The sequence below is a fragment of the Flavobacterium araucananum genome (assembly GCF_002222055.1).
In the GTDB taxonomy this organism is placed as follows: Bacteria; Bacteroidota; Bacteroidia; order Flavobacteriales; family Flavobacteriaceae; genus Flavobacterium; species Flavobacterium araucananum.
The window spans coordinates 40727-53785 of record NZ_MUGS01000061.1 but is presented as its reverse complement, the minus strand read 5'-3'; the positions used below and the strand labels follow the sequence as shown (position 1 = coordinate 53785).

The 13059-nt window shown below is 34.8% G+C and carries 7 protein-coding genes; 5 read left to right on the top strand and 2 right to left on the bottom strand.

Going from position 1 to position 13059, the window contains the following annotated elements; all coding sequences use genetic code 11:
* The first annotated feature begins 191 nt into the window (after positions 1–191).
* Positions 192–932: a hypothetical protein gene (locus tag B0A64_RS21420; protein ID WP_089481520.1), complete on the top strand. Its 741-nt coding sequence runs from the start codon at positions 192–194 to the stop codon at positions 930–932.
* 79 nt (positions 933–1011) lie between these two features.
* On the opposite strand, the gene B0A64_RS21415 is transcribed toward B0A64_RS21420, so the two are convergent.
* Both B0A64_RS21415 and B0A64_RS21410 read right to left on the bottom strand, forming a co-directional pair.
* Positions 1012–2601, bottom strand: a complete 1590-nt coding sequence (locus tag B0A64_RS21415) for a peptide chain release factor 3 (protein WP_089481519.1) — start codon at positions 2599–2601, stop codon at positions 1012–1014.
* A gap of 340 nt (positions 2602–2941) precedes the next feature.
* The gene (locus tag B0A64_RS21410) at positions 2942–4384 is read right to left on the bottom strand and encodes an alpha-amylase (RefSeq protein ID WP_089481518.1); all 1443 of its coding nucleotides are present in this window, start codon (positions 4382–4384) and stop codon (positions 2942–2944) included.
* A gap of 550 nt (positions 4385–4934) precedes the next feature.
* Between B0A64_RS21410 and B0A64_RS21405 the strand changes: the two genes are divergently transcribed.
* The 4 genes from B0A64_RS21405 (at position 4935) to B0A64_RS21390 (ending at position 12968) form a co-directional block, all read left to right on the top strand.
* Positions 4935–6368: a peptidylprolyl isomerase gene (locus tag B0A64_RS21405; protein WP_089481517.1), complete on the top strand. Its 1434-nt coding sequence runs from the start codon at positions 4935–4937 to the stop codon at positions 6366–6368.
* A 78-nt stretch (positions 6369–6446) separates the two neighbouring features.
* Entirely contained in the window at positions 6447–7400 is a 954-nt protein-coding gene (locus B0A64_RS21400) for an AAA family ATPase (RefSeq protein WP_089481516.1), read from the top strand.
* Positions 7401–7799: 399 nt separating this feature from the next.
* Positions 7800–10571, top strand: coding sequence for a bifunctional aconitate hydratase 2/2-methylisocitrate dehydratase (locus tag B0A64_RS21395; protein WP_089481515.1), 2772 nt, complete (start codon positions 7800–7802; stop codon positions 10569–10571).
* Positions 10572–10703: 132 nt separating this feature from the next.
* Positions 10704–12968, top strand: coding sequence for an aconitate hydratase (locus tag B0A64_RS21390; RefSeq protein ID WP_089481514.1), 2265 nt, complete (start codon positions 10704–10706; stop codon positions 12966–12968).
* Positions 12969–13059: the final 91 nt, after the last annotated feature.

Here is a 13059-nt window from a genome sequence, read left to right as displayed (position 1 = left end):
TTAATTCAAATTAAAAAAAAGCGCTAATTATAAATTAGCGCTTTTTTTATGGTAATATGTGTGGTTTTAAAATGACAATTAAATCCTGAAATAAAAATTAATTTTAGGCTCGTCCCAACCTTTTTACAAAAAATGTACTCTATATAAGTAATACGTATCTGCAAAAGATTTTAACTTTAAAAAAGTACCAAATGAAAAAGAAATTCACCTTAGAAATAGCAAGTCCATGCTCTGAAAATTTTAATAAAATGATTCCTAATGCAAACGGTTCATTTTGTAATTCATGTGCAAAAAATGTCATTGATTTAAGTAAAAAATCGAATTCTGAAGTAGCTAAATTTATTGCAGAAACTAAGGATACAACTATTTGTGCGCGACTGAGAGTAACACAATTAGAGCAGGAATTTGAGTATAATGAAATTTCTAAAATCAATAGTCTGAAATACGCAGCGGTTGCGGCATCAATTCTATTGGCATCAAATGTTGTTGCACAAGAAAAAACAGTAGTTAAAACAGAAATAAGTTATCCAAAACCAAATGCGCATAAGATGGGTAAAGTTGCTTATAACCAAGTTGTTGAAGAAGAATTGTTGATAACAATAAAAGGAAAGCTATTAGACGCTAAAACAAATCAACCCATTACTCATAAAATGTATTCAAACCTGATGCTTTCAATTATGGGTTCTGAAAGCACGTTTAGAATAAATTCTAAAACAGGAGCATTTTCTATTCCTGTAAAAGTTTTAAAAAACAGTAAAAGTCTTTTAGTTACGATTACCGGAGATGACTATTACCTTTCAAAAGAAATACCTTTTAGTATAGAATCAGTTAAAAATAATATCCTGGTGCAAAATATAAGTATTGCCGAGGGAGAACTTACTAAAGTTATGATTGCCGGAGGATTAGGGATTAACTATATTAAAGACAAATAATATTTGGGAATTTCATAAAGAATAAAGGCTGTCTAAGTAAATTTAGACAGCCTTTTTATGTTTTTCTTTTCAGGAGAAATTAATCAAATTCTGAAGTAAAAAATAACTTCACACTTGGATATTTGTTTTGAGTCATCTGAATTGTAAAGTCAGAATCTGCTAAGAATACCAATTGACCATATTTATCATGCGCTAAGAATTTTTGCTTAATGCGTTTGAATTCTTTGAATTCGTTATTTTTTGCATCATCAGGTTTTACCCAACAAGCTTTATGAACCGGGAAATTCTCATAAGTACATTTAGCACCATATTCATGCTCTAAACGATACTGAATAACCTCATATTGAAGTGCTCCAACAGTCCCGATCACTTTTCGATTGTTCATTTCTAAAGTAAACAATTGAGCAACACCTTCATCCATTAACTGATCGATACCTTTATCCAATTGTTTGGCCTTCATAGGATCAGCATTATTGATGTATCTAAAGTGTTCCGGAGAAAAACTCGGAATTCCTTTGAAACTCATAATTTCACCTTCGGTTAAAGTATCACCAATTTTAAAGTTTCCGGTATCATGCAAACCTACAATATCACCGGGATACGAAATGTCGACAATTTCTTTTTTCTCAGCAAAAAAGGCATTTGGACTCGAGAATTTTAAATTTTTCTTTTGACGAACGTGATAATAAGGTTTATTTCTTTCAAAAGTACCTGAAACAATTTTAATAAAAGCTAGACGGTCTCGGTGTTTAGGATCCATATTAGCGTGGATTTTGAAAACAAAACCACTCATTTTTTCTTCAGTGGGATCTACTAAACGAGTTTCAGAATCTTTTGCTCTGGGAGACGGAGCGATCGTTACAAAACAATCTAATAATTCGCGTACTCCAAAATTATTTAAAGCCGAACCAAAGAATACAGGTTGTAATTTTCCGTCTAAATAATCCTGACGATCAAATTTTGGATAAACTTCGTCGATTAATTCTAATTCCTCACGCAATCTATCAGCAGGTTTTGGACCAATAATTTTTTCTAATTCAGGACTTTGAACATCAGAGAAAGCGATCGTTTCTTCAATATTTTTACGACTGTCGCCACTAAAAATATTGATGTTTTGTTCCCATAAATTATAAATTCCCTGAAAGTCATAACCCATACCAATCGGGAAACTTAGAGGAGTAACTTTTAATCCCAATTTTTGTTCCACTTCGTCCATTAAGTCAAAAGCATCTTTTCCTTCACGGTCCAATTTGTTGATAAAAACAATCATCGGAATGTTACGCATTCTACAAACGGCAACTAATTTTTCCGTTTGTTCCTCGACTCCTTTTGCAACGTCAATTACTACAATAACGCTATCAACAGCTGTTAAAGTTCTAAAAGTATCTTCGGCAAAATCCTTGTGTCCCGGAGTATCAAGAATATTGATTTTTTTTTCTTTATAATTAAAAGCAAGTACAGAGGTTGAAACCGAAATACCTCTTTGGCGTTCGATTTCCATGAAATCACTCGTTGCTCCTTTTTTTATTTTATTGTTTTTTACCGCACCTGCTTCCTGAATAGCACCACCAAACAACAATAACTTCTCTGTCAAAGTTGTTTTACCGGCATCAGGATGCGATATAATTCCAAAAGTTCTTCTGCGTTGTATTTCTTTTAAAAAGCTCATATTTCGTATAAATAGGTTGCAAAAGTACTATTAATTACCGCTTAATAAAAATATTCACTTCTTAAATTAGGAACTCTTTTATTTTATTAAAGTAACTCGTTGGGTGTAATTAATAAATTTCATTTAGCACATAGAAACATAGATTTTGGATCTGTAAAAGAGCGTAAAAAGAAACATGTTTCTTGCACATAACTGAACTCTGTGACTTTTAAAGAAGTGAAACGTCTTTTTTGAGCGTACAGAATCTATGTTTCTATGTGTTAAAATTGATTACACTCAAAATATCGGCAAAAAAATAAGGCTGTTTTATGAGAACAGCCTTAGAATTACTAATTTTAGATTATTGGTTAACGGACCAAACTGAATATCCTTTAGGCGGACATTGAATTTTTACCCATTTGTCTGCTTGTGTGGTAGGAAACCAGGTTGAATTTCCTGTAAAATCCTTAATTTGAGTACTTGCCCAATTCGTCTGAATCCATCTTTCTTGCCAGGAATCAGAGTTGTTAATGTAAACAACCAATCCTGGATTTCCATTATAGCCGTTTCTTCTTGCCACATATTCATCATTATCCGAATATAAAATTGATGTTGTACCCGTAGCTTTATTGTTATGAATCCAGATCAGATTGTTTAATTTGTTTTTATCCAGCCATTCTTCATAATCTCTGTAAAATATGGTTGGATATCCTTCATGAGTTAAAATATAAGAATAAGCTAATAATTTATTCGAAATTTCGTCCGTATCATGGTTCGTTACAAAAGTCACCGCTTTATACGGATTTCTCTTCCACATCATGTCGTCGTTTAGTAAGGCAAGGTTATTTCCGTCAAAGGCATCGTTCATTTTATAATAACACGCAAAATCAAAAACAGAGCTATTGGCATTATTAGCCCAGTCGTTTAATACGTTTACATTCGAGTCCCATAATTCACCAACCGAAAAGCCGCCTACATTTGCATTCCAGGAATTTACCACCCAGGCACCAAATCCTTTTACGTAATCAAATCTCCAACCATCGAATTTCATGGTATTTTTGTAATATTTACCAACTCCGTCTGCTCTTAGCCACAACCAATTTTGAACATTAGGAGCTGCATGGCATAAGTCCGGAAATCCTCCAAAAGCACCTTCGTCATTGTTGCCATAACTGTTTTTGTAAAAGTCATTGTAAGAACGCGGGAATTTTCCTGAAGCTACCCCGGTAAAGTTTGTCCAGGTATTGGTTCCGGTAAACGGATTTGCTTCAGATTGTCCGCCACTATTATGATTGATTACAATGTCGGCATATACTTTTACGTTCTCGGCATGTGCTTTTGTGATCAGGCTTACCAATTCGGTTTTAGAACCAAAACGAGTTTCTACAGAACCGTTCTGATTGTAATCTCCAAAATCGAAATAATCTGTAGGATCGTATCCCATTGATAAAGCTCCGTTTTGAGCCTTAGAAGCAGGAGGTAACCATATAGATCCAATTCCGGCATTCGACCAATCCGTTACTTTCGTACTAATCGTATTCCACCAGTTTCCACCAGAGGGAACATCCCAATAAAAAGCCTGCATCATAACGCCACCACCGGGATTGTCAACATATTTTCCGGTTTGAGATGTATTAGGAATTCCTGTACTAAAAGGTTTTCCATCATGATGTGTTACATTAATGATCTCAAATTGCTGACTTTCAGCTTTTAAATCTGGTTCATTTGGTTCATTTTGCGAGCATGAATACAAGAAGGTTGTAATTGCTGCCAGTAAATAAATCTTTACAATAGGTTTTTTCATAATGTAGATTTGGTTAAGGTTAGAGTAATAAAGTTTTTAATTTGATATTAATTAAAGTTAAAAAAGAACTATTCGTAATTTTAGCACCTATTAATTATTAATTATCAATTATTCATCTAAAGTAGCGGTTTTTTGATTCGATCTAATTTTATAAGAAAATAGTTATACTACGAAAACGTTGTAGTATTGATAACTTTTTTTATTAGCTATAAATATGAGGTTTGATTTTTTCTAAAAGTATTTGCCTAAATGTCGCTTAATCACCAATTTTAAGACTGGTTTTTTAGGTTTGGATACAAGTTAATCCCTTAAGACCATACTGTTTTTACGAAATTTAAGGATCATCTCTATAATTTTTTGTTAATAGTATAGACGATAGTTGTATTATGTAATTGAATTGTTATTTTTGTTCGTTATAAGTTAAAAAGAACTAGATCTTAATTATTTAGTATTTTCAAGTTAATTCATTGGCAATACATTTTAAAATGATTTTAGTTTAAAACAAAATTTCTAAAAGCAAGATCTTTACATTCAAATTAAATTTAAAATAATGTTATTAAAAAAATTACTGCTAAAAACAATTGATTACAAATTAGTGTTGACAATGTGTTTTTTATTTTTTTTCAACTCAATCATTTCTGCTCAGGAAATTATTAAAGATACTGTGATTAAAAAGCCTGTTACAGTGGTTCCTTCCGGACAAAAGCAAAAAATTGATGGTATTATTGCTACAGTTGGAGATTATATTGTTTTAGATTCGGATATTGATAAAGGATATTTAGAAATTTCGGCTCAGGGAGGTTCTACCAAAGACATTACAAGATGCCAAATGCTTGGTAAACTTTTAGAAGATAAATTATATGCACATCAGGCGATTCAGGATAGTATTGTCGTTAGTGATGCCGAGGTAAGAAGTATGATGGACGAACGATTGAATTATATGGTTCAACAAGTTGGAGATATCAATAAAGTAGTCGCTTATTACAAAAAGAATTCAGTAGAAGAGTTTAAAACGTATTTTGCAGACATCTTAAAAGAGCAGAAATTAGCGTCAGAAATGACCAAGAAAATTGTAGACGCAGTAGAAATTACTCCGGAAGAAGTTCGTAATTTCTTCAAAAAAATACCAAAGGATGAATTGCCAACTTTTGGTGCAGAGATGGAAGTAGCGCAAATTGTTGTAGAACCTAAAGTTTCTAAAGACGATGAGCAAAGAGTAATTGACAGATTAAATTCGATTAGAAAAGACGTTCTCGAAGGTTCAAGTTTTGCTACAAAAGCAGTTTTGTACTCACAAGATCCGGGATCAGCACCCAACGGAGGTTTTTATAAAATGACAAGAAAAACACCATTTGTAAAAGAGTTCAAAGATGTGGCTTTTAGTTTGGGTGAAGGGGAAGTATCAGAACCTTTTAAAACTACTTTTGGTTATCATATTATTATGGTCGAAAAAATAAAAGGTCAGGAAGTAGAATTGCGTCATATTTTAATTGCGCCAACAGTTTCTGAAGATGCTTTGAAAGACGCTAAAGAAAGAATTACTAACGTTAGAAATAAAATAGTAAACAAAGAAATTACTTTTGCAGAAGCCGCCAGAACAGAATCTGACGAGAAAGAAACAAGAGCAAACGGAGGAACTTTAGTGAATCCTAATACACAAGATACCCGTTTTGAGTTGACCAAAATGGATCCGACTTTATACAGTCAGGTTTCTAATCTGAAAGATAATGAAGTTTCGCAACCTATCTTAAATACAGATGATAAAGGTAAAAAAACGTATAAGCTAATAACGATTACCAATAGAATTGATGCACATACGGCAGATTATGCTAAAGATTATACTAAGATTAAAGAATTAGCCTTGAAAGAAAAACAAATCACAACAATTTCGAAGTGGTTTGATACAAAAATAAAAGATACATACATTAAGATTATTGGAGAATACAGAGATTGTAATTTTGTATACAATTGGTTGAAAAAATAATTTTTATTAAATAAATAAAAAGGGTTAGTTTTATGAATTCATAATGCTAACTCTTTTCAATTTTAAAAACATATCTAAATGTCTGACGTAGCAGCAATTCACAATTTAGTTCAAAAAAGAAATGAACTAAAAAAAGAAATAGCAAAAATCATTGTAGGCCAGGATGCAGTTGTAGATCAAATTTTACTTTGTATATTTTCTGGAGGACATGCACTTTTAATAGGTGTTCCCGGTTTGGCAAAAACATTAATGATAAATACTTTGGCGCAGGCATTAGGCCTGGATTTTAAAAGAATTCAGTTTACGCCGGATTTAATGCCATCTGATATTTTAGGAAGTGAGATTTTGGATGAAAACAGGCAGTTTAAATTTATCAAAGGGCCTATTTTTTCGAATATCATTTTGGCTGATGAGATTAATAGAACGCCACCCAAAACACAGGCAGCTTTGCTGGAAGCGATGCAGGAACGTTCCGTTACAATTGCAGGGCAAAATTATAAATTAGATTTACCTTATTTTGTATTAGCCACTCAAAACCCAATTGAGCAGGAAGGGACTTATCCTTTGCCGGAAGCACAATTAGACCGTTTTATGTTTGCTGTAAAATTAGAATATCCAACTTTTGAAGAAGAAGTTCAGGTCGTTAAGCGTACAACTTCAGATGCCAAAACTACCATTAACCCGTTGTTTACAGCAGAGGAAATTATAGATTTTCAACATTTGATTCGCAGAATTCCTGTCGCTGATAATGTGATCGAATATGCAGTGACTCTGGTCAGTAAAACGCGTCCTGATAATGCTTTGTCAAATGATTTTGTAAAAAATTATCTGGATTGGGGAGCAGGACCAAGAGCTTCTCAAAATTTAATTTTGGCAGCAAAAGCACATGCAGCTTTCAATGGTAAATTTTCGCCGGATATTGAAGATGTAAAAGCAGTTGCAACCGGAATATTACGCCACAGAATTATTAAAAACTATAAAGCAGATGCAGAAGGTATAACCGAAGAGATTATTATCCAGAAGCTGATGTAAGAAATATAAATAATGTTTTAAAAGCCGGACAAATTTTGAATTTGTCCGGCTTTTTTATTTCTTCTTAAGAATATAATTTATAGAACTCGAAAAGTAGGGGAAATAGCGATTAAAAGGACAACTATAACGTTATAATTGCTTATTTAGAAAGATTCTTAGCTAAAAACGAGGTAAAATCTGACTTCGTTTACAATATCAAATTCCGACTTTGTTAAAGAAAAGATCTTAAAATATCAATAATTCATTTTTTTAATACAAAATTGATATTTTGACAAAAACGAGCAGTCAAAATCGTTTTTTAACAATAATAATTTTTGAAAAGCCGACTTCTATTATATTATTTTTAATTATCGGCATTAATGTTTAAATTTGCGTAAAAAAAATAAATCTGCCTTAATTATGAATATTTATAAGGATTATATCCAAGAGATTGAAGAAAGAAAAAATCTGGGACTTCACCCAAAACCAATTGATGGCGCTGAATTATTAAGCGAAATTATTGCACAAATTAAAGATTTAGATAACGAATATCGAGAAGATTCGATTAAGTACTTTATTTATAATACTATACCGGGAACTACAAGTGCTGCTGGAGAAAAAGCTAAGTTTCTTAAGGAGATCATTCTTGGAGAATCTGTGGTAAAAGAGATAACTCCTGCTTTTGCATTTGAGTTATTATCACACATGAAAGGTGGGCCTTCTATCGAAGTTTTGTTAGATTTAGCCTTAGGTGATGCTGCTGCTATCGCACAAGAAGCTGCAAATGTACTTAAAACACAAGTTTATCTTTACGAAGCAGATACAGATCGTTTAAAAGAAGCATTTAAAAATGGTAACCCATTCGCTATAGAAATTATTAAAAGTTATGCGCAGGCAGAATTTTTCACAAAACTACCAGAAGTAGTTGAAGAAATTAAAGTTGTTACTTATATTGCCGGAGAAGGAGATATCTCGACAGATTTATTGTCTCCGGGTAATCAGGCTCACTCCCGTTCTGATCGTGAACTTCATGGTCAATGTATGATTACGCCTCAGGCACAAGACGAAATCAAAATGCTGCAAGCACAACATCCTGACAAAAGCGTGATGTTGATCGCAGAAAAAGGTACAATGGGTGTAGGTTCTTCAAGAATGTCAGGTGTAAACAACGTGGCACTTTGGAGTGGTAAACAAGCAAGTCCATACATTCCGTTCGTTAATATTGCTCCAATTGTAGGAGGTACAAATGGTATTTCTCCAATCTTCCTGACAACTGTTGATGTTACAGGTGGTATTGGTTTAGACCTTAAAAACTGGGTTAAAAAACTGGATGCGGATGGTAACATTATTCGTAACGAAAGTGGTGATCCTGTTCTTGAGGAAACATATTCTGTTGCTACTGGTACTGTGCTTACTATAAATACAAAGACTAAGAAACTTTACAATGGCGACAAAGAATTAATTGACATTTCGAAGGCATTTACGCCTCAAAAAATGGAATTTATAAAAGCTGGAGGATCTTATGCAATTGTATTTGGTAAAAAGCTTCAAACATTAGCAGCAAAAATTCTTGATATCGAAGCTCCTCTTGTATTTGCTCCGTCAAAAGAAATTTCTCTTGAAGGACAAGGACTTACAGCAGTAGAAAAAATCTTCAACAAAAACGCTGTTGGAATCACTCCGGGTAAAGTTTTACACGCAGGTTCAGATGTTCGTGTAGAAGTAAACATTGTAGGTTCTCAGGATACGACTGGTCTTATGACTGCGCAGGAATTAGAATCTATGGCAGCTACAGTTATTTCGCCAATTGTTGATGGTGCTTACCAATCTGGTTGTCACACTGCTTCGGTATGGGATAAAAAAGCTCAGGCAAATATTCCAAAATTAATGAAATTTATGAACGATTTTGGTCTAATCACAGCTCGTGACCCGAAAGGAGTTTATCATGCAATGACAGATGTAATTCATAAAGTTCTTAACGATATTACTATTGACGAGTGGGCTATCATTATTGGTGGAGACTCTCATACAAGAATGTCTAAAGGGGTTGCTTTTGGTGCTGACTCAGGAACAGTTGCGCTTGCTCTTGCTACAGGAGAGGCTTCAATGCCAATTCCGGAATCTGTAAAAGTGACGTTTAAGGGAGAAATGAAAGATTACATGGACTTCCGTGATGTAGTTCACTCAACACAAGCTCAAATGCTTAAAAAGTTTGGTGGAGAAAACGTATTCCAAGGTAGAATTATTGAGGTTCATCTAGGGACTCTTACTGCTGATCAGGCATTTACATTTACAGACTGGACTGCAGAGATGAAAGCAAAAGCTTCTATCTGTATTTCTGAAGATGATACTTTAATTGAATCTCTTGAGATTGCAAAAGGTAGAATCCAGATCATGATCGACAAAGGAATGGATAATCATAAACAAGTTCTTCAGGGATTAATCAATAAAGCAGATAAGAGAATTACAGAGATTAAATCAGCTGAAAAACCAGCGTTGACACCAGATGCAAATGCGAAGTATTATGCTGAAGTTGTGGTAGATCTTGATCAAATTATCGAGCCTATGATCGCCGATCCGGATGTAAATAATGCTGATGTTTCTAAAAGATATACGCATGATACCATTAGACCTCTTTCTTTTTATGGAGGAGAGAAAAAAGTAGATCTTGGATTTATCGGTTCTTGTATGGTTCACAAAGGCGATATGAAGATTTTGGCTCAAATGCTTAAAAATATAGAAGAGCAGCACGGTAAAGTTGAGTTCAAAGCGCCGCTTGTAGTAGCGCCGCCTACTTACAATATCGTAGACGAACTTAAAGCTGAAGGAGATTGGGAAGTTTTGCAAAAATATTCTGGTTTCGAATTTAACGACAATGCACCAAAAGGAGCAGCACGTACAGAATACGAAAACATGTTGTACTTAGAGCGTCCTGGATGTAATCTTTGTATGGGTAACCAGGAAAAAGCTGCAAAAGGAGATACTGTAATGGCAACTTCTACCCGTCTTTTCCAGGGAAGAGTTGTAGAAGATACAGAAGGTAAAAAAGGAGAGTCATTACTTTCTTCTACACCGGTTGTAGTTTTGTCTACAATTTTGGGTAGAACTCCTACACTTGCTGAATATACAGCTGCAGTAGATGGTATTAGTTTGACCAGATTTGCGCCTTCACATAAACTGTTGGTGATGTAATCGTACTATTAGTTATAATCATTATATATAAAAAGCCTGAGTCGATAAACTCAGGCTTTTTCTTTTATAGCTTTTCTATTTTTTGTATCTTGTCGTGTTCAAAATAAAAAAAACAAAAACAATTATAAACTTATGGCTTTTGATATTGAAATGATTAAAAAAGTGTATGAGAACATGCCGGGTCGTGTTGATAAAGCACGCGAGATTGTTGGTCGTCCACTTACTTTAACGGAGAAAATTTTATACAATCACCTTTGGGATGGAAATCCAACTCAGGCGTTTGGAAGAGGTGTTGATTATGTTGATTTTGCACCCGATCGTGTAGCATGTCAGGATGCAACTGCTCAAATGGCGTTATTGCAATTTATGCACGCCGGAAAACCTAAAGTGGCTGTACCTACAACGGTTCACTGTGATCACCTGATTCAGGCAAAAGTAGATGCTGCAACCGATTTGGCAAGAGCAAAAACACAAAGTAACGAAGTTTTCGACTTCCTGTCGTCAGTTTCTAATAAATACGGAATTGGTTTCTGGAAACCGGGAGCGGGAATTATTCACCAGGTAGTACTTGAAAATTATGCTTTCCCGGGTGGAATGATGATTGGTACCGATTCTCACACTGTAAATGCAGGTGGTTTAGGGATGGTAGCTATTGGTGTTGGTGGAGCAGATGCTGTAGACGTTATGTCCGGTATGGCTTGGGAATTAAAATTTCCTAAATTAATTGGAGTTAAATTGACTGGTAAATTATCAGGTTGGACGGCTCCTAAAGATGTTATCCTTAAAGTTGCCGGTATTCTTACTGTAAAAGGTGGTACAGGTGCTATCGTTGAATATTTTGGAGAAGGCGCAACTTCTATGTCTTGTACAGGAAAAGGTACTATTTGTAACATGGGAGCAGAAATTGGAGCTACAACTTCAACTTTTGGATATGATGATTCTATGAGTCGTTACCTGCGTTCTACAAACAGAGCCGATGTTGCTGATGCAGCAGACAAAGTAGCTTCTTACTTAACCGGAGATCCGGAAGTTTACGCTAATCCTGAACAATATTTTGATCAGGTTATCGAAATTAACCTGACTGAATTAGAGCCACACTTAAACGGACCTTTTACGCCGGATTTAGCGACTCCAATTTCTAAAATGAAAGAAACAGCAATCAAAAACAACTGGCCATTACAAATTCAGGTTGGTTTAATTGGTTCCTGTACAAACTCATCTTACGAAGATATTTCGCGTGCAGCATCTTTGGCAAGACAAGTAAGTGCTAAAAATTTAAAAACGAAATCTCAGTTTACCATTACTCCAGGTTCTGAAGTTGTTCGTTATACTATTGAAAGAGACGGATTTATTGATACTTTCGAAAAAATTGGAGCAACTGTTTTTGCTAATGCCTGCGGACCATGTATTGGTATGTGGGACAGAGATGGAGCAGAAAAGGAAGAAAGAAATACTATCGTTCACTCTTTCAACCGTAACTTCTCTAAACGTGCAGATGGTAACCCAAATACTTTAGCTTTTGTAGGTTCGCCGGAATTGGTAACCGCAATGGCTATTGCAGGAGATCTTGGTTTTAATCCTTTAACAGATACGTTGATCAACGAAGATGGAGAAGAAGTAAGACTTGAAGCACCAACAGGAGACGAATTGCCTCCTAGAGGATTTGATGTAAAAGATCCGGGATTCCAGGTTCCCGCTTTAGACGGTTCAGGAGTTCAGGTTGTGGTAAGCCCAACATCAGAGCGTTTGCAATTATTAGCTCCGTTTGATGCCTGGGATGGTAAAAATATTACAGATGCTAAATTATTGATCAAAGCATTCGGAAAATGTACTACAGATCATATCTCTATGGCTGGACCATGGTTGCGTTTTCGTGGACACTTAGATAATATTTCGAACAATATGCTGATTGGTGCAGTAAATGCATTCAACCAAAAAACAAACTCAGTTAAAAATCAATTAACAGGAGATTACGATGCAGTTCCTGCTGTAGCTCGTGCTTATAAAGCTGCCGGAGTTCCATCTATCGTTGTGGGAGATCACAACTATGGTGAAGGTTCATCTCGTGAGCATGCTGCAATGGAGCCACGTTTCTTAGGTGTTAAAGCGGTATTGGTAAAATCTTTTGCCCGTATTCACGAAACAAACCTTAAAAAACAAGGTCTTTTAGGATTGACATTCGCTAACGAAGCTGATTATGATAAAATTCAGGAGAACGACACCATTAACTTTACTGATTTGACAGAGTTCGCTCCGGGTAAACCATTAACGTTAGAGTTCGTTCATGCAGATGGTACAAAAGATATTATCCTGGCAAATCATACTTACAACGCAGGTCAGATTGGTTGGTTCGTTGCAGGTTCAGCATTAAATTTAATCGCTGCCGGAAAAGCTTAATCTGGAAGATTTAATTATAACAAGAACGCTCTGTGAAAACAGGGCGTTTTTTATGTAGTAAATATAATTTTATGTCATTGAGAATAAAGGA